Here is a 22,735-nt window from a genome sequence, read left to right as displayed (position 1 = left end):
TGAATGATCGTCCGATGGGTCGCTGTCAGGCTCGGCCACCGGGCGGCCAGGATAATGATATACAATAATTTAACATTATCAGAGCTTAGCCTCCTTTTGCGCCCGATATGTATTTTCACCGCTATTTTCTGCTTTAATACCGGCAATAATTTCCCGTAATAAAGGGCTTGATGATGCAAAAAATGAACAATTCGCTGCAAAATTATGCGTGGGGCAGCAAAACAGCGTTGACTGAACTTTATGGTATTGCGAATCCACAAGGCGTGCCGATGGCCGAACTCTGGATGGGGGCGCATCCGAAGAGTCCTTCCACCGTGGATGACCAGGGCACCCCGCGCTCGCTGCGTGAGGTGATTGACGCCAATCCGGTCGCCACGCTGGGCGCGGCGGTGGCGCAGCGCTTCGGTGAACTGCCCTTCCTGTTTAAAGTGTTATGCGCCGATCAGCCGCTCTCGATTCAGGTGCATCCCAGCAAAAGCGCGGCTGAAATCGGTTTTGCCCGCGAGAATGCCGCCGGTATCCCGCTGAGCGCCGCGGAGCGTAACTATAAAGATGCCAACCATAAGCCGGAGCTGGTTTACGCACTGACCCCGTTTCAGGCGATGAACGGCTTCCGCACCCTGACGGAGATGGTGTCGCTGCTGGAGCCGGTCGCCGGCGCACATCCGCAGATTGCCCATTTTTTGCAGCATCCCGATCAGGATACGCTGGCGGCGCTGTTCGCGACCCTGCTGTCGCTGGAGGGTGAGGAAAAATCGCTGGCGCTGGGGGTGCTGAAATCGGTGCTCGATGCACAGCAGGGCGAACCCTGGCAGACCATCCGGCTCATTGCCGCGGAGTACCCCGACGACAGCGGCCTGTTTTCTCCGCTGCTGCTGAACGTGATCACCCTGCAACCGGGTGAGGCGATGTTCCTCTACGCTGAAACCCCGCATGCCTATCTGAACGGCGTGGCGCTGGAGGTGATGGCCAACTCCGATAACGTGTTACGGGCCGGATTAACGCCAAAATATATCGACATCCCGGAGCTGATGGCGAACCTGCGCTTCGAGGAGAAGCCCGCCGCGACGCTGCTGACGCAGCCTGAGCAACAGGGCAGCACCCTGCGCTTCCCGATCCCGGTGGATGATTTCGCCTTTGCTATCCATACCTTAAGCGCGGAACCGCAGACGCTGACGCAGCAGAGCGCCGCCGTGCTGTTCTGTATCGAGGGTCAGGCGGTGATCGCCAGAGGCGAGCAGCAGCTGACGCTGAAGCCGGGCGAATCCTGCTTTATCGCCGCCAGCGAAGCGCCGGTAAGCGCAGCCGGGACGGGCCGACTGGCACGGGTATTTAATGAGTTAGGCTGAAGCGGCTGACGGCATCCCGGTTAACTGCTATTATTTCAAGCTATTAGCTTTTAAACGCCTGCGGGCGTTTTTCTTCGGTCGTCAGGGCAGACCTGCGGCATAAGCGGACTCAAGGATAAGGACGAATCAGCAATGAAAAAGACCAACGTTGCCGTGGGCGTAATCATCGCTCTGGGCGTAATCTGGACCGGCGCGGCATGGTTCACCGGTAAGCAAATTGAAAGCCACATGGACCAGCTGGTGCAGAACGCCAATACCCAGCTGAATGCTTATGCCCCCAACAGCCGCCTGAAGATCAGCTATCAGGATTATCAGCGTGGCGTGTTCAGCAGCAAGGCCAATCTGGTGGTGCAGGCCAGTTCACAGACCGAAGATAACGCCCTGCTGAAGCCGGGTCAGAGCATCATTCTGAATGAAACCATCGATCACGGTCCCTTCCCCTTCGCACAGCTCAAGCATTTCAATCTGATCCCGAGCATGGCCTCCGTGCATACCGAACTGGCTAACACCGACGCGGTGAAAAAGCTGTTTGCGCTGACCGGGAACAAGTCGCTGATCAATGCGGATACCCGCATCGGTTACAGCGGCGCGACCGATACCGCGCTGCGCCTGCTGCCGATTGACTATCAGAATGCGCAAAGCGGCGAGCGTCTGGCCACCAATGGCGGCACCTTTAACATCAGCGCTGACAACAAAGGCGATAAAGTGTCGCTGGATAGCGATGTCGGCAGCCTCGCCCTGACCAGCAAAAACGAGCTGGATCAGCCGGTGCTGTTTACGCTGAATGGTCTGAAGTTCAGCGGCAACAGCCATCTCAGCCCGGAAGGGGTGCGGGTTGGCGATCAGTCGATTGATATTGAGAAGGTCAATGCCAGCATCAACGGCCAGGATGCCCTGACGCTGCACAAGATGAAGGGTTCCTCCTCTTTCGATAACAACGCCGGTAAGATTGGCGGCGACATCGATTATAAGGTGGAAAGCGTTCAGTTGCAGAAGCAGGACTTTGGTCAGGCGGCGCTGAAAATGAAGCTGTCGCAGTTTGATGCCCAGGCGGTTAAAGCCTTCTCCGATCGCTACAACGCCCAGATGCAGCAACTGCTGAATCAGCCCGGCGTGACGGATGACCCGGTTCGGTATCAGGCAGGGGTGCACGATATTCTGATGAGCAATCTGCCGCTGCTGCTGAAGGGATCGCCTTCCCTCAGCATCGCGCCGCTGAGCTGGAAAAACGATAAAGGTGAGAGCACCTTTAATCTGACCGCCAGCTTCAACGATCCCGCCACCGTCACCGGCGAAGCGCAGGATCTGAACGGCATGGTTGACCGGGTGCTGAAAACGCTCGACAGCAAGCTGACCATCAATATGCCAATGGCCACCGAGACCATGCATAAAGTGGGTCTGGCAGAGGGCTATCAGGCCGATGATGCGCAGAAGCTGGCCGATCAGCAGGTGAAAGGTCTGGCGGCGATGGGCCAGATGTTCCGTCTGACCCAGCAGCAGGATAATAATATTGTGACCAGCCTTCAGTACGCCAACGGTCAGGTGACCATGAACGGCGACAAAATGACGCTGGCGCAGTTCCTGTCACGCTATATGCTGGGGATGCCGACCAGCGAAGGGATGCCGCAGTAACGTCCCGCATGACCACGCATCAGGCGACCTTCGGGTCGCCTTTTTTATGCCGAGCCGCGCACCACCAGCTGGGGGGCCACAATCACATTCTGCGGGGCCGCGTCCGGCTGCGCCATGCGTTGCAGGATACGTTCAGCGGCTACCCGTCCCACCTCCCTGGCGGAGCTGGTCACGACGGTTAACGGCGGGTCGGTCAGTTCCGCCTGCGGTTCATCGCCAAATCCCATCAGCGCCAGTTGCCGTTCATAATAGCTGTCCACCGCCCCGCGACCAAAAGTGCGGCCGGTGCGCAGCAGCCCGAAGTAGCATCCCAGCGCGGCGGTGGTGTTGGAGGCCAGCACCGCGGTCAGTTGGGGATGTTGCTGAAGCAGCGCGACCGCCGCGTCGGCGGCCTCTTTTTGCGTGCTGCCGCATTCAATAATCCACTCCGGCCGGAACGGCAAACCATATTGCAGCAGGGTGGCACAGTAGCCGCCCAGCCGTTCGGCGCGGGATAAAGAGGCGCTGTGACCGCCCAGCCAGGCGATGCGCTGATGGCCCTGACGGATCAGGTATTCGGTGGCGAGGCGGGCGGCCTGGGCATTGTCCGGGCGGATCGCATCCACCTCCTCCAGACTGCTGGCGCGCGCGGCGCAGACCAGCGCCATTTGCAGCTCACGGGCCCGCGCTCCAATCTGGCCCGCCTTATCGGCACCGCCGCCCAGTACCACGCCATCCACCCCCTGCGCCACCAGGGATTCAAAACAGCGATTCAGATGCTGGCTCTGTTTACCGCTCTGGGTCAGGAACAGCAGCTTGCCCTGCTTTTCCAGTGCGTCGCTCAGCCCGGCGGTCATCTCCGCATAAAAGGGTTCACTGAGATCGCGCACGATCAGCCCGACCACACCGCTTTCTCCGCCCCGCAGCATGGTCGCCGACCGGTTACGCACAAAGCCGAGTTGCTCAATGGCCTGATTAACCCGTGTTATGGTCGCCGCAGAGATCCGCCCTTTGCCGGAGAGCACCAGCGAAACCGTGGTCACCGAGACCCCTGCCGCCGCCGCCACATCATTGATGGTGATTTTACTCATGGCATGACTCATCTGAATAGAAAACCGAATTAAGGTAAAACGTTACACCGTCTGAGTGTTCAATAATATCAGCCATGCTCCGATTAGTGTGATACAGCGCGCATAACCCTTTGGTAAAACGTTTTATCCTCACGCATCTTTACTCTGTGGGCCCTTAATCAGGAGCGATCATGTCACCGTTACGCCCGAAAATGTCCGTCTGGGAATTTTTCCAGAGCCTGGGGAAAACCTTTATGCTGCCGGTTGCCCTGCTCTCCTTCTGCGGCATTATGCTCGGCATTGGCAGTTCGCTGAGCAGCCGCGATGTCCTGACCCTGCTGCCGGTGCTGGATCACCCCTGGCTGCAATATCTGTTTCTCTGGATGGCGAAGCTCGGCTCCTTTGCCTTCAGCTACCTGCCAGTGATGTTTGCGGTCGCCATTCCACTGGGTATGGCCCGTGAGAATAAGGGCGTCGCAGCGTTTGCCGGTTTTGTCGGCTATGCGGTGCTGAACCTCAGCATCAACTTCTGGCTGACCATTCATGGCATTCTGCCCAGCGCAGACGCCGCGGTGCTGAAAGCGAACAACGTTCAGCCGATCCTCGGCATTCCTTCCATCGATACCGGGATCCTCGGAGCGGTGATCGTGGGGATTGTGGTGTTCTGGCTGCATGAGCGCTTTCATAACATCCGGCTGCCCGACGCGCTGGCCTTCTTTGGCGGCACCCGCTTTGTGCCGATTATCACCACCCTGGTGGCGGGTCTGCTGGGACTGGTGGTCCCCTTGATCTGGCCTTTTTTCGCCCGCGGCATTACCGGCTTAGGCTGGATGATCAACAGCGCGGGTGACTTTGGTCCGATGATTTTTGGCACCGGCGAACGCCTGCTGCTGCCCTTTGGCCTGCAACATATTCTGGTGGCGATTATGCGTTTCACCGATGCGGGCGGCACGCTGGAAGTGTGCGGCAAGAGCGTGAGCGGCGCGCTGACCATCTTCCAGGCGCAGCTCGCCTGCCCGGAGACGCACGGTTTTGCTGAAAGCGCGACCCGCTTTCTGTCGCAGGGTAAAATGCCCGCCTTCCTCGGCGGACTGCCCGGCGCGGCACTGGCGATCTACCACTGCGCCCGCCCGGAGAACCGCCACAAAATTAAAGGGCTGCTGATCTCCGGCGTGGTGGCCTGCGTGGTTGGCGGCACCACCGAACCGATTGAGTTTTTATTCCTGTTTGTGGCGCCGTTCCTCTATCTGATCCATGCCCTGCTGACCGGTATCGGCTTCAGCGTGATGGCGATGCTGGGCGTGACCATCGGCAATACCGACGGCAATATCATCGACTTCGTGGTGTTTGGCGTGCTGCATGGCCTGGCGACCAAATGGTACTGGGTGCCGCTGGTCGCGCTGATCTGGTTTATCGGCTACTACCTGATCTTCCGCTTCGCTATTCTGCACTTCAATATCAGAACGCCGGGCCGTGAGGTGGAGAGTACCAGTGCGCTGGTGCAGCAGGTCAGCAACGCCGGGAAAGGCAAGTCCGGCTACAACTCACCGGCAATTCTGGCGGCGCTGGGCGGGGTAGAGAATATCACCTCACTGGATAATTGCCTGACCCGCCTGCGTTTAACCCTGGCGGATATGAGCAAAGTGGATGACGCGGCGCTGAAAGCCAATGGTGCAATTGGCGTGGTCCATCTTAACCAGACCAGTTTGCAGGTGGTGATCGGGCCGCAGGTGCAGTCGGTGAAAGATGAGCTGTCACACCTGATGAATGTTACCGCCTGATGACGAGGGAACCGCTGATGTTTAACTTCGATGAGGTGATCGACCGCCGGGGCAGCTGGTCAACCCAGTGGGATTTTGTCGCCGATCGCTTTGGCGTCCCCGATCTGCTGCCGTTTACCATCTCCGACATGGACTTTCAGACCGCCCCGGCGGTGCGTGATGCGCTGGCGCAGCGCCTCGCGCATGGCGTGCTGGGCTACAGTCGCTGGCAGCATGACGATTTTCTCTCAGCCTGCTGCCACTGGATGAGCAGCCGTTTCCACTATCAGCCCGATCCTGACAGCCTGGTATACGGCCCTTCGGTGATCTACATGGTGGCGCAGATGGTGCGCCACTGGAGCGCGCCGGATGACGAGGTGGTGCTCCATACCCCCGCCTACGACGCATTTTATAAAACGGTGCGCGGCAATCAGCGGCAGGTGCTGGAGATGCCATTGCACTATCGTGAGGGCCGCTGGCACTGCGATATGGCGGCGCTGGAGAGGCGGCTGGCGCGCCCGCGCTGCAAAATTCTGCTGCTGTGCAGCCCGCACAATCCCACCGGCAAAGTCTGGACGGCGGCGGAGCTACAGCAGATGGCCGCGCTTTGCGCCCGCTACGATGTGCGGGTGATCAGCGACGAGATCCATATGGATCTGGTCATCGGCAGCCAGCCGCATCTTCCTTGGGGCCGCGTGGCGCGCAGCGACTGGGCGCTGTTTACCTCGGCGTCAAAAAGCTTCAACGTGCCCGGTCTCACCGGGGCCTGGGGGATTATCCCGCAGGCGGCCGATCGTGCGGCCTGGTTTCAGGCGCTGAAAAATGCCGATGGACTCTCTTCGCCCGCGGTGCTGGCGGTGGCCGCGCACATCGCCGCTTACCGCCACGGCGCGCCCTGGCTCGACGCCCTGCGCGGCTATCTGAAGGGTAATCTTGCTCAGGTGGCTGAGCGGCTGAACGCCGCGTTTCCTGCGCTCCGCTGGCAGATCCCGGAGGCGACCTATCTCGCCTGGCTCGATTTTCGTGCGCTGGGTGTCAGCGAAGAGGCGCTGCAACAGGCGCTGATTCAGCAGCGGGTCGCCATCATGCCGGGGTCGACCTACGGCAGTGCCGGCAGCGGTTTTCTGCGCCTTAACGTCGGCTGTCCGCGCAGTAAAGTTGATGAGGGTCTGACGCGCTTAATGGCCGCCGTTCGCTCTCTGCCGCTCTGACCGCCGCCGGCGGGACGCCTGTTGCCCGCCGGTTATGGATAATTAACCAGCAGCCGACCCGGTTGTTGCGCAAATAGCTGGCGCTGTTGCGCAGGATATTTTTATAATGCTCTGCACTTCACCGACAATTGAGCGAGTGCACCATGATCGATTCTAAAATTCCTCTGACAGACATTCACCGCCACCTTGATGGCAACATCCGTGCACAAACCATTCTCGATCTGGGTCGCCAGTTTAATCTTGCCCTGCCCGCTTCCACCCTTGAAACCCTGCGTCCGCATGTGCAGGTTGGCGAGAATGAGCCTGACCTGGTGAGCTTTTTACAGAAACTCGACTGGGGCGTGAAAGTGCTGGGCGATCTCGATGCCTGCCGCCGGATTGCCCTGGAGAACGTGGAAGATGCCGCCCGCGCCGGTATTCACTATGCGGAACTGCGTTTTTCGCCTGGCTATATGGCGATGACCCACAACCTGCCGATCGCTGGCGTGGTTGAGGCAGTGATCGACGGCGTGCGGGCCGGCCGTCAGCAGCACAATATCGACGTGCGGCTGATTGGGATTATGAGCCGCACCTTTGGCGAAGAGGCCTGTCTGAGTGAGCTGGACGGTCTGCTGGCCCACCGCGATCACATTACGGCGGTGGATCTGGCGGGTGATGAGCTGGGCTTTCCCGGCAGCGAGTTTCTGAGCCACTTTACCCAGGCGCGTGATGCCGGTTTCCGGGTCACAGTGCATGCGGGTGAAGCCGCCGGACCGGAGAGCATCTGGCAGGCGATTCGCGAACTGGGCGCTGAGCGTATCGGTCATGGCGTTAAGGCGATTGAAGATCGCGCGCTGATGGATTTCCTCGCCGAGCACCATATCGGTATCGAATCGTGCCTGACCTCCAATATCCAGACCAGCACCGTGCCGTCACTGGCGCAGCATCCGCTCAAAACCTTCCTTGAGCATGGTATTCTTGCGACCATCAACACTGATGACCCGGCGGTTCAGGGAATTGAACTGGCGCATGAGTATCAGCACGCCGCCCCGGCGGCCGGACTGAGCGCCCCGCAGATCCGTCAGGCGCAGGAAAACGGTCTGACTATCGCCTTCCTGAGCGAAGCGGAGAAAGCGGCGATTCGCGCCCGCGTACAGTAATTCGCTGGCGGCAGACATAAAAAACGGGCCGGATAACCGGCCCGTCACTCTGCTGCCCTGGCACACTCAGGGCAATTCTGACAGCCACGCATATGCCTGACGCGCAGGGAACAGGGTCAGAAGAGGAAAGCGTCCCGCGCCATGGACAAAAACGCCGGGAGCGTTTTTGAACAACGTTACGCGTTGGCCCGGCAACGGGCGCACCTCAGGGATGAGGTGCGTAATCGCGCGGGCCGAGCATGCCATGGATGGCGGCTTTTGCGTCTTTCCGATCTGACCCTGTTCTCTGCGCTGGTTCGGTCTTGCAGTTGGTACTGCTAACAAAACGGGCCGGATAACCGGCCCGTTCTGCTTTCTGCGTCAGCGCCTGCCGATCAGACGCGCTTCAGCGACATGGTCTGGCGTTTCTCGGCTGATTGCAGGCCCAGCTCGATCAACTCCATCACCTGAATCGCCTCTTCCGCCGTCACCGGATTGTTACCGCATCCGGCTATCGCATCACGAATACCCGCGTAATAAGCCGGATAGTTGCCCGGCTGGGTCAGCTGACTGCTCTCCTTCAGGGAATCGCCGTCGACCAGTGTCAGGGTGCCATCGCGCATGTCATAACCCCAGTCTTCCTGCGGCGGGAAATTCCCCGACTTCAGGCGATCTTCCTGCGGATCAAGACCATATTTGACGTAGCTGCCGCGGGTGCCGTGGACGGTGTAACGCGCCGATTCTGCCGCCACCAGCATGCTGGCATGCAGCACCACGCGCCGCTGTGGATAGGTCAGTGTGGCGTGGAAGTAGTCGGTGGTCTGCGCGCCCGGACGCATCTCCGCCAGATCGACGTTAATCGCGACTGGCGGACCAAAAAGTTGCAGCGCCTGGTCCAGCAGATGTGGTCCCAGGTCATACCAGATGCCGCTGCCCGCGCCCTTCATTTCCCGCCAGCGGTTGCGCACCTCCAGCCGGAAACGGTCAAAGTGAGACTCGAAGTAACGTACTTCGCCCAGCGTACCGGCATCCAGCAGCGATTTCAGCGTCAGGAAATCGCTGTCCCAGCGGCGGTTATGGAACACTGACAGCAGCAGCCCTTTGGCTTTGGCCAGCGCATCCAGCTCACGCGCCTGTGACAACGTCACGGTAAACGGCTTATCGACCACCACATGCTTACCGGCATTCAGCGCCGCTTTGGCCAGCGGGAAGTGGGTGTCATTGGGCGTAGGGATCACAATCAGTTGCAACGTCGGATCGTCCAGCAGCGCCTGAGGGTCGGCCACCACCTTAACGGCGGGCCAGTCGGCGTGGACTTTGCTGGCGTCGCTACTGGAAATGGCGGCCAGCTCAACATCCGGCGTCCCCGCAATCAGCGGGGCGTGAAACGTTTTACTGGCGAAACCGTAGCCGATCAGACCAACACGTAATTTATCGCTCATTTTGATTCCTCGTGGATTCTGAGCCATCAGGCGTAATTGTTGTAGACAGTCTGGACACGGACAGCGCGGAACAACCGGAGCGTACACGTCGTACGTGAGGATTACTCGCTACGCTCGCCCTTTCAGGGCCGCCCTGACGGGCGTTCAGGTTGCTAAAGCAGCCTGTGTGAGCACTGCCCAGGTTCAGACTGACAAATAAAATAGCCTGATGGGATAGGATCTTAGTCGCTAACCTGATTGATTTAAGACTATTAACCAGGTGAGGACAAGGAGGAATTCCCCGAAAAAACTAAGAGATAGCACTCTGCGCCAGGGGCCAGGCGGTCTGGGTCGCCAGGCTGTCGTGCGCATCCTGGTTACGGCGACGGAAGTCGCTGGGGCTGACGCCGACCCGCTTGCGGAACACCCGCGAGAAATAGAGCTGGTCATCATAGCCCACTTCACGCCCGACGCTGGCGATCGGCTCCTGAGTAGTCTGCAACAGCAGTTTGGCGCGGATCACCCGCTGATCTTCCCGCCAGCGCAGCAGGTTGACCCCCATCTGCTCACGAAACAGGTGCGCCAGCCGCGACGGTGAGAGACAGACGTGGCGCGCCACCTCTTCAATCTTCACCTCGCTGGCGAGATGGTTGGTAACATACTGGCACGCTTCGATAACCCGCGGATCGCGGATTAACTGATGGCTGCGCGGATCTTCTTCCACCGCGCGCAGCAGCAGCCGCTCCAGCAGGTTCATCGCCAGCTCCTCGGCAAAGCGGCGACCGGAGTTGTGCGTCTGTTCAATACTGGCGAACAGCCGATCAAACTCTCCGCGCAGCGATTCCGGCAGCAGCAGTCGCCCGACGCCCTCCTGCTCATCCTGCCAGCGCAGCCAGTCCTGCCAGTAGGCGCGTGGACGGAAGTAGACCCAGCGGTGAAACCACTGCGGGCTATCCGGCGCGCGGCCATAGTAGTGGGCGGTTTTTGGCTGAAACAGCAGCATTTCGCCCGGCTCGCAGTCAAACGCCCGCTCGCCGTCAAATACCCGTCCTTTGCCTTTGATGGTGAGATTCAGGATGTACCCTTTCATGCCGTGCGGGCGATCGATAAAGAAATCGAGTGGGCCATCAGCGGTGATCGGCGTCAGTCCCGCCACCAGCCAGGCATTGAATGAATAACCCGGCAGCAAGGGGTTTTGCTGCCCGGCGGGTGATTCGCGGTGATACATAGCGTCCTCACTCAGTCTGTTATTGTTCGGATAGCCCGCAGAGGCCGCAGCGTCTGCGGGCCAACGACTCGCCCAATCAGGCTTTATGTTTTTGTTTGTAGCGGTCAAATATCACCGCGGCTAACAGTATCAGACCGCGCACCACATACTGTGAGAATGGCGAGATATTCAATAAATTCATCGCATTCTCTACCGTACCGAGGATTAGCACCCCCGCCACCACGTAAGAGATCTTGCCGATGCCGCCTTTCAGCGACACGCCGCCCAGTACGCAGGCAGAAATCACCACCAGCTCATAGCCCAGCGAGGTCATCGGCTGGCCGCTGGTCATCCGCGACGCCAGAATAATTCCGGCCGCCGCCGACACCAGGCCGGAGAGGATAAAAATGATAATGCGGGTACGCACCACCGGGACACCGGCCAGCCGCGCCGCTTCTTCATTGCCGCCAATCGCCAGGGTGTTACGGCCAAAGGTGGTTTTGTTAAGCAGGAAGCCAAAAATCAGCATGGTGGCGATAGTGAGCCAGATGGGGGCCGGCACGCCCAGCCAGTTGGCGAAGCCCAGCGCGAAGAAGCGCTCATCCTCAATGCCGACCGCTTTACCGTCGGAGAAGATGTAGGCCAGACCGCGCACAATCTGCATGGTCGCCAGCGTGGTGATCAGGGCGTTGATCTTCAGCCGGGCAATCACAAAGCCGTTGATAAAACCGGTGATCATGCCGAGCACCAGACCGGCGGCGACGCCGATCCACAGGCTTTCGGTCATGTTAATCACCACAGCCGTGACCACACCCGCGCAGGCGATGACCGAGGCGACCGACAGGTCGAAATCCCCGGAGGCGAGGCAGAAGAGCATGCCGCAGGCGACCATGCCGGACATCGACATCGCCAGCCCCAGCCCTTTCATATTGATAAACGAACCAAAGTTCGGCACAAAGATGGCACAGACAATAAACAGCAGCGCAAACACCACCAGCATGCCGAAGTTGTCCCAGATGCGTCCCAGTTGCAGGCCGCTGCGTGAAGCGGTCGGAGGCGTATTTGAGGTCGTGGATGAAGCCATGATGATCTCCTGTCAGGCCACGGCGGCCGCTTGGGTGGTTTTAGGCATTGCCAGGCTCAGCGTCTGCTGCTCCGTGGCGTCGTCGTGCAGGACTTCTCCGGCAATCGCCCCTTCACGCATCACCACGATGCGGTCCGCGAGGCCCATCACTTCCGGTAAGTCGCTGGAGGCGAACAGCACCGCGATGCCCTGGTTCGCCAGCTGGTAAATCAGGTTATAAATCTCATGCTTAGCGCCGACATCGATGCCGCGCGTCGGCTCATCCAGCAGGATCACTTTCATCTCTTCCGATAACCAGCGGCCCAGAATCGCCTTCTGCTGATTGCCACCGGAGAGGTTCATGATCAGCTGGTCGGCGCTGGGGGTTTTGATGTTCAGCGAGCGGATATGGCTGTCGGCGTTACGGTTTTCCCACTCATTTTTGATCAGGCAACCGGCGCTGAGGTTGTGACGCCGGGCGCTGATGTTGATGTTGTCGCGCACCGAGTGCACCGGAATAATTCCTTCCGCTTTGCGATCTTCCGGGCAGAGCATAATACCTGCGCGAATCGCGTCGATTGGCTCACGCAGCGGCAGCGGCTTGCCATCCAGCATCACCTGACCGCCACGCAGCCGGGTGCCGCCGAACAGACCTTTCAGCAGTTCACTGCGTCCCGCGCCGACCAGGCCAAACAGCCCGACGATTTCACCGGCATGGACCTTGAGCGAAATCGGCGTGCGCACCCCCTTCGCTTCGACCTTATCCAGCTCCAGCCGCACCGCTCCTTTGGGACGCGGTGAGTAGCCATAAATATCACCGAGGTTGCGCCCCACCATCGCCTGCACCAGGTCGTCGTGATGGGTGTTGGCCATGTCGGTGAAGGTGCGCACGTAGCGACCATCTTTAAACACCGTAATGGCATCGCTCAGGGCAAAGATCTCCTCCATGCGATGCGAAACATAGAGCACCACCCGTCCCTCCTGGCGGAGCTGGCGGATGACGCGAAACAGGTTGTCGATTTCACGGGCTGACAGCGAACTGGTCGGCTCATCAAAGGCGATAATGCGCGCGTTACGCGCCAGCGCTTTGGCGATCTCCACCATCTGCCACTGCCCCAGCGACAGATATTTCAGCGGCATGTCGGGATCAATATCCATGCCGAGATTTTTCAGTTGCAGACCCGCTTCGTAGCGCATCAGCTTGCGGTTAACCAGGCCATGTTTGTGCGGGATCTGACCGAGATAGATGTTCTCCGCCACGCTCATCTCCGGCACCAGATGCAGCTCCTGGTAAATAATGGCGACTCCGGCATCGAGTGCGTCGGTGGTACGCACAAAGTTCATCGGCTGGCCTTTGATGCGGATCTCACCGCCGCTCGGCTGATAGCTGCCGCTGAGTATTTTTAACAGCGTCGATTTGCCCGCGCCGTTTTCGCCCATCAACGCATGGACTTCACCGCCGCGGCAGTCGAAAGAGATATCCTGCAACGCTTTCACGCCAGGAAAAGTTTTACTGATGCCATGAAACGACAGAAATGCTGAATCAGTGTTCATGTTTATCCTCACTCTTTCGCACCGTCAGCCGGTGATGGCGGGCGGCGCGAAATGGGCTATGAAGGATGCCAGGCGACGTTCAGCCTGGCAGGCTCAGGGTTACATCAGTCCTTTTTTCGCCAGTTCCGTTTTGAAGTTGTCACGGGTGATCAGCACCACATCGGTCACTTCGGTGAATTTCGGTGGCTCTTCACCTTTGCTGACCCAGTTGTAGAGCATCTGGCTGCTCTTATAGCCATGAATGTCCGGGCTTGGCAGCAGCGATCCGTAGAAGCCGGTCGCCTTGTCTTTTGACAGTTCGCTGATCGCGTCCACGCCGTTGATACCAATGCCGATCACGTCAGCCGCTTTAAAGCCCTGACCTTCGGTGGCGCGCACGCCGCCCAGCACAGTGTTGTCGTTCATGCCGACAATCAGCCAGTGTTTCACTTCAGGATGCTGCACCAGCAGGGAGTTACCGGCGTCAAACGCGCCAGGGATGTCGTTGGATTTGGTTGGCACCTGGTAGATCTGAGCGGCCGGGAAGCCCGCCGCTTTGATCGCCTCCATTGAGCCGCTGGTACGACGACGCGCGGTGTCGAGTTCGTTGGCGGTAATCGCCATCACGCCGGTGGTTTTCACATCCCAGCCGCGTTTCTGCATCTCTTTATAGAGTTCCTGGCCCTGACGCTCACCAATTTTGGTGGCGGCCATCATCACCAGCGGCACGGTGTCCATGGGCTTGCCTTTGGCGGTGACAAACTGGTCATCGACGGCGATGACTTTCAGACCGTAGCCGCGCGCTTTCGCCATGATGGCGGAGCCGAGTTTCGGATCGGGCGTACAGATAACGAAACCTTTCGCGCCGTTCGCCGCCAGGCTGTCGATGGCGTTCAGGGTTTTTTCACCATCTGGCACCGCAATTTTGATGACATCAAAGCCCAGATCTTTGCCGGCTTTGTCGGCGAATTTCCACTCAGTCTGGAACCAGGGCTCTTCTGGTTGCTTGACTAAGAACCCCAGCTTCATGGTCTCGGCGATAGCGGATTGTGACATAACCGCTGCCAGACCGATGGCCGCGAACGCTTTAGTGAATTTATGCATGATGCTCTCCGGTACCAGGTTATTTTTCGCTGCTAATAACGAATCGGTGTAAACGCTACCAGTTTGTTTTGTTTTGTGGGTACAGCCATAAATCAGTGCGTTAGGTTGCTATGTGCTGTCAGCCTGTCCAGACGCTGGGCTAGTTTTAGCGGGATTAGCGAAGAAAAATGTAGAGCGGTATCACATCTTAAAATCACGGCAGAATGGTCCATATATTCAGCGAATTTAACCGGTCGTTAACTTTTGCAATGGATCACAAAATCACTGTCGATGGCAGAAAAGTGCATATTGTCAGCCAGCGATGACTAACTCATCTGACGCGCCGAACCCAGGATACAGGAGTTAACTCACAACAGGAGATTCCGATGCGTGCTGGAGCCATCACCCTTGGGCTGGATTTTGGTAGTGATTCGGTGCGTGCGCTGGCCGTGGACTGTTTTAGCGGCAGCGAGTTGCAGAGCGCGGTGTGCAATTACCCGCGCTGGCAGCAGGGCTTATACAGCGATCCGCACACCAACCGTTTTCGTCACCATCCACAGGATTACATCGACGCGATGGAGCAGGCGCTGCTCGGCGTGCTGAATGCACTGAGCGACGAGCAGCGCAACGCCGTGGTCGGCATTGGCGTTGACAGCACCGGCTCTACCCCGGCACCGATCGACCGCGACGGCAACGTGCTGGCGCTGCGCCCGGAGTTCGCCGACAACCCCAACGCGATGTTTGTGCTGTGGAAAGATCACACCGCGATAGAAGAGGCGGAAGAGATCAATCAGCTCTGCCACAGCGGCCGTTTTCAGGATTACAGCCGCTATATCGGCGGCATCTACTCCTCAGAGTGGTTCTGGGCCAAGATCCTGCACGTGTCGCGTGAAGATGCGGCAGTACGCGAGGCCGCCGTCTCCTGGGTCGAGCTGTGCGACTGGGTGCCTGCCCTGTTAAGCGGCACCACCGCGCCCGACAGGCTGCGCCGCGGTCGCTGTGCCGCCGGGCATAAAGCGCTGTGGCACGGCGACTGGAACGGTCTGCCCGATGTCGATTTTCTTAACGCGCTCGATCCGATGCTGACTCAGCAGCTCGACTCCCCGCTGTTCACCGACACCTGGACCGCCGATCTGCCGGTCGGCACGCTGAGCCCGGCGTGGGCGCAACGGCTCGGCCTGCCGCAAACCGTGACCCTCTCCGGTGGTGCGTTTGACTGCCACATGGGCGCAGTCGGTGGCGGCGCAAAACCTTACACGCTGGTGAAAGTGATCGGCACCTCAACCTGCGACATCCTGATTGCGGATGCGGAACAGGTGGGCGATCGCGCCATTAAAGGCATTTGTGGTCAGGTCGATGGCAGCGTGATGCCGGGCGCTGTTGGTCTGGAAGCGGGTCAGTCGGCCTTTGGCGATATTTACGCCTGGTTCAGCCGGTTACTCGGCTGGCCGCTGCAACTGGCGGCGCAGCAGCATCCGGCGCTGAAGCCGCAGCTGGCGGAGATGCAAAAGAATCTGATTAAAGATCTGACCGAGGCCTGGGCCGCTAATCCGCAGCTCGATCACCTGCCGGTGGTGCTCGACTGGTTCAACGGTCGTCGCACGCCCAATGCCAATCAGCGACTGAAAGGGGTAATTACCGATCTCAATCTCGGCACCGACGCCCCGGCGCTGTTTGGTGGCCTGGTCGCCGCCACCGCGTTTGGCGCGCGCGCCATCATGGAGTGTTTTGAGCAGCAGCAGATCCCGGTGGAGAGCATTCTGACGCTGGGCGGCATCGCGCGTAAATCGCCCGCCATTATGCAGGCCTGCTGTGACGTGATGAACCGGCCGCTGGATATTGTCGCCTCTGACGAATGCTGTGCGCTGGGTGCGGCGATCTTTGCCGCCGTCGCCGCTGGCGTCTACGCCAGCGTACCGGAGGCGCAGCAGGTAATGGCCAGCCCGATCGCCGTCACCCTGCAACCCGATCCGGCGCGCGTCGCCCGCTATCAACAACTTTATCAACGCTATCAACAATGGTGCGTGACGGCTGAACCGCAGTACGCCGCCCGCCCCGCTTCCGCTACGAGCCTATCCCAGTAGGCGTCATTGTTGCAGGCAGTCTGAACACGGACAGCGCGGAACAACCGGAGCGTACACGTAGTACGTGAGGATTGTGAGCACTGCCCAGGTTCAGACTGACAAATAAAATAGCCTATTGGGGTAGGCTCAAAGTTAAGGAGTGATTTATGGAACAATCAAACAGCTACAGCGTGTGGTTTGTCATCGGCACGCAGCACCTCTACGGGGCGGAGACGTTACGCCAGGTCGAACAGAATGCGCGTCAGGTGGTCGAGGGATTAAATCAGGCTGGCTTACCGCTGCGTCTGGAGCTGAAACCGCTGGTGAAATCACCGGATGAAGCGCTGGCCCTGTGTCTCGACGCCAACTATGACAAACAGTGCGTCGGTATCATTACCTGGCTGCACACCTTCTCCCCGGCCAAAATGTGGATCGGCGGTCTGAGCGTGCTGAATAAGCCGCTGCTGCAATTCCATACCCAGTTCAACGCGGAGATCCCGTGGGACAGTATGGACATGGACTTTATGAACCTGAACCAGACCGCGCACGGCGGCCGTGAGTTCGGTTTCATTGGCGCACGTATGGGCCTGCAACACAGCGTCGTCACCGGCCACTGGCAGGATAGCGCCAGCCAGCAGCGGCTCGGCAACTGGATGCGTGCAGCCCTGGCGAAACAGGCCAGTCAGCAGCTGAAGGTCGCACGTTTTGGCGACAATATGCGTGAAGTGGCCGTAACCGAAGGCGATAAAGTCGCGGCACAGATCCAGTTTGGCTACTCAGTGAATGGCTGGGGCGTCGGCGATCTGGTTGAGGTGATCAACGACGTTAGCGATGGCGACGTTGCTGCTCTGATCGACGAGTATGAAAGCCTTTATCGCTTTACCGATGTCGCCGCATCGGGTGGCGAAAAGCGTCAGAACGTGCTGGATGCGGCGCGTATCGAACTCGGCCTGAAGCGCTTTCTGGAAGCGGAAGGCTGTCACGCCTTTACCACCAACTTCCAGACGCTGCACGGCATGACACAGCTGCCCGGTCTGGCGGTTCAGCGTCTGATGGGCCAGGGCTATGGTTTTGCCGGTGAAGGCGACTGGAAAACGGCCGCGCTGCTGCGCATTTTCAAAGTGCTGGCGGGCGATCGTCAAGGCGGCACCTCATTTATGGAGGATTACACCTATCACTTCTCGCCGGGCAACGATCTGGTGCTGGGTTCGCACATGCTGGAAGTTTGTCCCTCGATTGCCATTGAGGAGAAGCCGCTGATCGATGTGCAGTTCCTGGGCATCGGTGATAAAGCCGATCCGGCGCGGATGATTTTCTCCACCCCTGCGGGTCGGGCGATCAACGCCAGCGTGATCGATATGGGCGATCGTTTCCGTCTGCTGGTCAACGTGGTTGACGCCATTGAGCAGCCGAAACCGCTGCCGAAGCTGCCGGTTGCACGCGCGCTGTGGCATGCTCAGCCCTCACTGGCGACCGCTTCCGAAGCCTGGATTCTGGGCGGCGGTGCGCACCATACGGTATTCAGCCAGGCGCTGACGCTGGAGGATATGTATCTGTATGGTGAGATGAACGACATTGAAGTGCTGGTGATTGATGAGCACACACGTTTACCGGCGTTCAAAGATGCGCTGCGCTGGAACGAGGCGTATTACCGGTTGAAGCGTTAATTTTAGTAAACGCTACTGCTCGTCAGAAATGACGGGCAGTTATATCCTCGTGCTGGAATCTCAACATACTGCAAATCGTTTTCCTGCCGTTAATGCCTGTTCCACTACCCATCACCCCCTCCTTTTTGCTACATCAGTGCATACTTTTAAAAGCAATGACCAGGCCCGATCGGGAAGGAATGGTCTGCCTGAAAAGCAAAGCGTCCGCGCCAGGGATGGCGCGGCCGATCCGCATGGATGCGGGAATCCTTTGCGATCAGGCAGTCCTTTCCTGACCTTTCGCCTCATCTGAAAGCGATGGTTTCATTCCCTCAACCCATAAAAAATTCAACCTCCTGCTTCTCGAAGCGATGCATCAGCCCAGCCGGGAAGGAATGGTCTGCCTGAAAAGCAAAGCGTCCGCGCCAGGGATGGCGCGGCCGATCCGCATGGAGGCGGGAATCCTTTGCGATCAGGCAGTCCTTTCCTGACCTTTCGCCTCATCTGAAAGCGATGGTTTTATTCCCTCCACCCATAAAAAATTCAACCTCCTGCTTCTCAAAGCGAGGCATCAGCCCAACCGGGAAGGAATGGTCTGCCTGAAGAGCAAAGCGTCCGCGCCAGGGATGGCGCGGCCGATCCGCATGGAGGCGGGAATCCTTTGCGATCAGGCAGCCCTTTCCTGACCTTTCGCCTCATCTGAAAGCGATGGTTTCATTAACTCCCCCCATAAAAAATTCAACCTTCTGCTTATCAAAGCGAGGCATCAGCCCAGCCGGGAAGGAATGGTCTGCCTGAAAAGCAAAGCGTCCGCGCCAGGGATGGCGAGGCCGATCCGCATGGAGGCGGGAATCCTTTGCGATCAGGCACTCCTTTCCTGACCCTGCACATTAACCCTCAGCTACGCCCATTAAGCGCCAGCCACCCGCAATCATTCCCTGCCAGACAAACGAGAACGAGCATAGACAGTTAAGCCCTTAACAGCAACGGCGATCACCGGCGGTTAAACAGAAGAATGGAAAGAGGGAGAATTAAATCAGAGGGAGGCAAAGGCGGCTCTGCCGAGCCGCCCTGCTGACTCAGGTCGTTAATCGCTTAACCGGCGCGTTCTGCTGACGATCCCAGATCACCGTCAACAGACGCTGCAAAGCGATAAACGCAAACAGCAGAATACCAATCGCAATCTTGGTCCACCATGAACTCAGCGTCCCGTCGAAATTAATCCATGTCTGAATCAGCCCCTGAATCAACACGCCAAACAGCGTGCCCAGCACCGTCCCGACACCGCCGGATAACAGCGTGCCGCCAATCACCACCGAGGCGATCGCATCCAGCTCCACCCCCAGCCCCGCCAGCGCATAGCCTGCCGAGGTATAGATGGAAAACACGATCCCGGCCAGCGTGGCCAGCGTGGTCGAAAGCATATAAATCTTGATGGTCGTCGCGCGGGTCGACACCCCCATCAACTGGGCCGAGGTCAGATTGCCGCCAATCGCATACACCCGGTTGCCGAAGCGGGTGCGGTGCGCCAGGATAATCCCGCCAATCACCACCACCAGCATAATCACCGCCAGCAGACTCAGACGTCCCCCACCCGGCACCTTCCACGCCAGACCAGACAGCAGGGTATAAAACGGATGATCGATAGGAATTGAGTTTTCAGACACCAGATAACTGCACCCGCGCAGAAAAAACATTCCCGCCAGCGTAATAATAAACGCCGGGATCTTCAGCGCATCGATCAGCCAGCCCATCATCGCGCCAAACAGCGCGCCCATGGAGAGAATCAGCGCAAACGCCAGCAACGGATCGACATGGAAATCGCCAATCGCCCGCGCCATAAAAACGCCGGTAAAGGCGATCACCGCTCCGACCGACAGATCGATACCGCCCGATAAAATCACAAACGTCATGCCGACGGCGATAATCCCCAGAAAAGCATTATCGGTCAGGATATTGCAGATCACCCGGGTGGACGCAAAACCGGGAAACTGACTCAGACAAAACAGGTAGCCCGCCACAAACACCAGCAAGGTGATCATCAGCGGAAGATGACGTTTAATCATGTCGGCCGTCTCCGTTTCAGTAACGCAATAAAGCGTGGTGACTGCAACAACAGCACGCACATCACCACCACCGCTTTCACCACCTGATTCAACTCAGGCGGGAAGCCGGAAAGCAGAATCCCGGTATTCATCGACTGAATAATCAGCGCCCCAATCAGCGACAACACCAGATTAAATCGGCCACCCATCAGCGACGCCCCACCAATCACCACGGCGAGAATCGCATCCAGCTCCAGCCATAACCCGGCGTTATTGGCATCGGCACCGCGAATATCGGCCGCGACAATCAACCCCGCCACCGCCGCGCAGACGCCGCTAATCGCATAGGTCGACATCACCACCAGCCAGCCCGTCACCCCCGCATTACGCGCGGCGCGCAGATTAATCCCCACCGCTTCGATAAACAGACCCAGCGCGGTTTTGCGCGTCAGCAGCCAGACGGCCAGCGCCACCACCAGGGTAATCCACACCGGCACCGGCAACATCCACAACGACCCGTTGCCAAACCAGCCGAGACTGTCACTGTCGAAGGTCACAATCTGCCCCTGCGTAATCAACTGGGCGATACCGCGCCCGGCGACCATCAGAATCAGCGTCGCGACAAAGGGCTGAATCCGCAGCAGCGCCACCAGCACCCCATTCCAGATCCCGCAGGCCAGACCCGTACCCAGCGTCACCAGAATAATAAACGGCACACTGTGTCCGGCGACGGTCAGCGTGGCGGCGGTGGCACCCGCAATCGCCATCACCGCCCCGACGGAAAGATCAATCCCGCCGGTGGCGATCACCAGCGTCATGCCAATCGCCAGCAAGGCGACCGGGGCCGCACGGTTGAGAATATCGATCGGGCTGCCGAACAGCCGCCCGTCCTGGAGATGAACCGCAAAAAAGTTATTCGCCACCAGGCTGTCGATCAACAGCACCAGCAGCAGGGCGGCGACTTGCGGCATCCCCGGCGGCAGTTTCAGCTTACGGCGTGGTGATTTTTCAGGTGTCATAGGGTACTCAAGCATGTTGTGCCCCTCCGTCAGCGATAGCATTCACAATCGACGCCACTGACAGCTGCTCCAGCGGGATCTCTGCCACCTGCTTCAGATCGCGCATAATCAGCACCCGATCGGCATAACCCACCAGCTCTTCGAGTTCAGAGGAGATCACCAGCAGCGCCAGACCATCAGCGCACAGGGATTCAATTAAACGGATAATCTCGGCGTGCGCGCCCACATCAATGCCGCGCGTCGGTTCGTCGAGGATCAAAAACTGCGGTTTGGTCACCAGCCAGCGCGACAACAACACCTTCTGCTGATTGCCGCCCGATAACAGCTCCACCGGCTGTTCGGCGTGCGGGGTCCGAATACCGAGACTCTTAATAAAACGATCGGCTATCGCCTGCTGCTCGCGCCGCTTAATCGGCCGCAGCCAGCCGCGCTGCGCCTGCAACGCCAGAATGATATTCTCCCGTACCGAGGCCGCACCAATAATGCCGTCGGTTTTACGATCCTCCGGGCAGAATCCCATTCCCAGCTGCGACGCTCTGGCGGGATTGGTAATGCGCTGCACCTTGCCTTTGATCTTTGCAGTACCGCGATCGGCCCGACGAATACCAAACAGCACTTCAGCGGTCTCCGTCCGTCCCGACCCCAGCAGCCCCGCCAGCCCCACCACTTCACCCGGCCGCACCGCCAGATTAAACGGCTCAATGGTGCCCTTCTTACCGTAATCTTCAAACGACACCACCGGCTGATTGCTGCGCAGCGTACTGCCCTGACGCTGCAACGCCGTCTCCAGCAGCTCACGTCCCAGCATCAGCTTAATCAGATCAATCTGCGGCAGCGTGGCGGTATCCCGGGTGGCGATAAACTGCCCGTTGCGCAGCACGGTAATCCGATCGGTAATACGATAGACCTGATCGAGAAAATGGGTCACAAAAATCAGGCTCATCCCCCTGGCTTTCAGCTGCGCCATCAGGGTAAACAGCATCTCCACTTCGCTGGCGTCCAGGCTGGCGGTCGGCTCATCCAGAATCAGCACCTGCGCCGAGAGATCCACCGCGCGGCAGATGGCGATAATCTGCTGCATCGCCACCGAGTAGTGACCCAGCGGGCGCGTCACGTCGAGCGAAAAGCCATAATTGCGCATCAGCGCATCGGCATCACGCACCATACGACGACGATCGAGCATACCAAAACGCCGCGGCTCGCGACCAATATAGAGGTTATCCGCCACCGACATATTCGGCAGCATATTCACCTCCTGATAGACGGTGCCGATCCCCATCTCCTGCGCCTGCGCCGTATTGTGCGGCGTAATCGGCTTACCGTTCAGCGTAATGGTGCCCGCGTCCCGGCTGTAGACGCCGGTCAGCACCTTAATCAGGGTCGATTTACCGGCACCGTTCTCCCCCAGCAGCGCCATAATCTCCCCTTTGCGAATATCAAAGGAAACATTGTTCAGCGCTTTAACACCGGGAAACGCTTTGCTGACGCCACTGATGGATAACAGCGATGTTTCATTCTGCGTGGTCATTCTGCTTA

The 22,735-nt window shown here is 58.8% G+C and carries 16 protein-coding genes; 7 read left to right on the top strand and 9 right to left on the bottom strand.

Features of this window, described 5'->3' with window-relative positions; all coding sequences use genetic code 11:
• Positions 1–173: 173 nt before the first annotated feature.
• Both manA and ACCW71_RS02970 read left to right on the top strand, forming a co-directional pair.
• Entirely contained in the window at positions 174–1,349 is a 1,176-nt protein-coding gene (gene manA / locus ACCW71_RS02975; protein ID WP_436369528.1) for a mannose-6-phosphate isomerase, read from the top strand.
• 132 nt (positions 1,350–1,481) lie between these two features.
• Positions 1,482–2,981: a YdgA family protein gene (locus ACCW71_RS02970; RefSeq protein WP_436369526.1), complete on the top strand. Its 1,500-nt coding sequence runs from the start codon at positions 1,482–1,484 to the stop codon at positions 2,979–2,981.
• Positions 2,982–3,025: 44 nt separating this feature from the next.
• Here the strand turns inward: ACCW71_RS02970 and malI are convergent, their stop codons facing one another.
• Positions 3,026–4,051 carry a Mal regulon transcriptional regulator MalI gene (malI, locus tag ACCW71_RS02965; protein WP_436369525.1) on the bottom strand — a complete coding sequence of 342 codons (1,026 nt, stop codon included), beginning with the start codon at positions 4,049–4,051 and terminating at the stop codon, positions 3,026–3,028.
• Positions 4,052–4,221: 170 nt separating this feature from the next.
• Between malI and malX the strand changes: the two genes are divergently transcribed.
• From malX to add, 3 genes are all read left to right on the top strand, one after another.
• Entirely contained in the window at positions 4,222–5,811 is a 1,590-nt protein-coding gene (malX, locus tag ACCW71_RS02960) for a maltose/glucose-specific PTS transporter subunit IIBC (protein WP_436369523.1), read from the top strand.
• A gap of 17 nt (positions 5,812–5,828) precedes the next feature.
• A complete protein-coding gene (locus ACCW71_RS02955; protein ID WP_436369521.1) occupies positions 5,829–7,001 on the top strand; it encodes a MalY/PatB family protein in 1,173 nt (390 codons plus the stop codon).
• Positions 7,002–7,144: 143 nt separating this feature from the next.
• Positions 7,145–8,140: an adenosine deaminase gene (gene add, locus ACCW71_RS02950; protein ID WP_436369519.1), complete on the top strand. Its 996-nt coding sequence runs from the start codon at positions 7,145–7,147 to the stop codon at positions 8,138–8,140.
• Positions 8,141–8,514: 374 nt separating this feature from the next.
• Here add and ACCW71_RS02945 read toward each other — a convergent pair whose 3' ends face one another.
• From ACCW71_RS02945 to ACCW71_RS02925, 5 genes are all read right to left on the bottom strand, one after another.
• A complete protein-coding gene (locus ACCW71_RS02945; RefSeq protein WP_436369518.1) occupies positions 8,515–9,561 on the bottom strand; it encodes an oxidoreductase in 1,047 nt (348 codons plus the stop codon).
• Positions 9,562–9,850: 289 nt separating this feature from the next.
• Positions 9,851–10,768, bottom strand: coding sequence for an arabinose operon transcriptional regulator AraC (gene araC, locus ACCW71_RS02940; RefSeq protein ID WP_436369516.1), 918 nt, complete (start codon positions 10,766–10,768; stop codon positions 9,851–9,853).
• Between the two features lie 76 nt (positions 10,769–10,844).
• Positions 10,845–11,831: an L-arabinose ABC transporter permease AraH gene (gene araH, locus ACCW71_RS02935; protein ID WP_436369514.1), complete on the bottom strand. Its 987-nt coding sequence runs from the start codon at positions 11,829–11,831 to the stop codon at positions 10,845–10,847.
• Positions 11,832–11,843: 12 nt separating this feature from the next.
• Entirely contained in the window at positions 11,844–13,364 is a 1,521-nt protein-coding gene (gene araG / locus ACCW71_RS02930; protein WP_436369512.1) for an L-arabinose ABC transporter ATP-binding protein AraG, read from the bottom strand.
• A 99-nt stretch (positions 13,365–13,463) separates the two neighbouring features.
• On the bottom strand, positions 13,464–14,447 hold the full coding sequence (locus ACCW71_RS02925) for an arabinose ABC transporter substrate-binding protein (RefSeq protein ID WP_436369510.1): 984 nt from the start codon (positions 14,445–14,447) through the stop codon (positions 13,464–13,466).
• A gap of 365 nt (positions 14,448–14,812) precedes the next feature.
• On the opposite strand from ACCW71_RS02925, the gene ACCW71_RS02920 reads away from it, so the two are divergent.
• Together ACCW71_RS02920 and araA are read left to right on the top strand one after the other, a co-directional pair.
• Positions 14,813–16,510 carry a ribulokinase gene (locus ACCW71_RS02920; RefSeq protein WP_436369509.1) on the top strand — a complete coding sequence of 566 codons (1,698 nt, stop codon included), beginning with the start codon at positions 14,813–14,815 and terminating at the stop codon, positions 16,508–16,510.
• Between the two features lie 146 nt (positions 16,511–16,656).
• Positions 16,657–18,156 (top strand): L-arabinose isomerase, encoded by a 1,500-nt coding sequence (gene araA, locus ACCW71_RS02915; RefSeq protein ID WP_436369508.1) that lies wholly within the window; start codon positions 16,657–16,659, stop codon positions 18,154–18,156.
• A gap of 1,058 nt (positions 18,157–19,214) precedes the next feature.
• On the opposite strand, the gene yjfF is transcribed toward araA, so the two are convergent.
• From yjfF to ACCW71_RS02900, 3 genes are read right to left on the bottom strand one after another with little or no spacing between them, the layout of a single operon-like run.
• Positions 19,215–20,201 carry a galactofuranose ABC transporter, permease protein YjfF gene (yjfF, locus tag ACCW71_RS02910; protein WP_436369506.1) on the bottom strand — a complete coding sequence of 329 codons (987 nt, stop codon included), beginning with the start codon at positions 20,199–20,201 and terminating at the stop codon, positions 19,215–19,217.
• Entirely contained in the window at positions 20,198–21,214 is a 1,017-nt protein-coding gene (gene ytfT / locus ACCW71_RS02905) for a galactofuranose ABC transporter, ATP-binding protein YtfT (RefSeq protein ID WP_436369504.1), read from the bottom strand. Before ytfT ends, yjfF begins: the two co-directional genes overlap by 4 nt.
• Positions 21,207–22,727 (bottom strand): sugar ABC transporter ATP-binding protein, encoded by a 1,521-nt coding sequence (locus ACCW71_RS02900; RefSeq protein WP_436369503.1) that lies wholly within the window; start codon positions 22,725–22,727, stop codon positions 21,207–21,209. Before ACCW71_RS02900 ends, ytfT begins: the two co-directional genes overlap by 8 nt.
• Positions 22,728–22,735: the final 8 nt, after the last annotated feature.

Origin of the sequence: Pantoea sp. C2G6 (assembly GCF_051336815.1) — a bacterium.
Lineage (GTDB): Bacteria > Pseudomonadota > Gammaproteobacteria > Enterobacterales > Enterobacteriaceae > Pantoea.
This window is presented reverse-complemented; position numbering and strand designations above follow the sequence as displayed.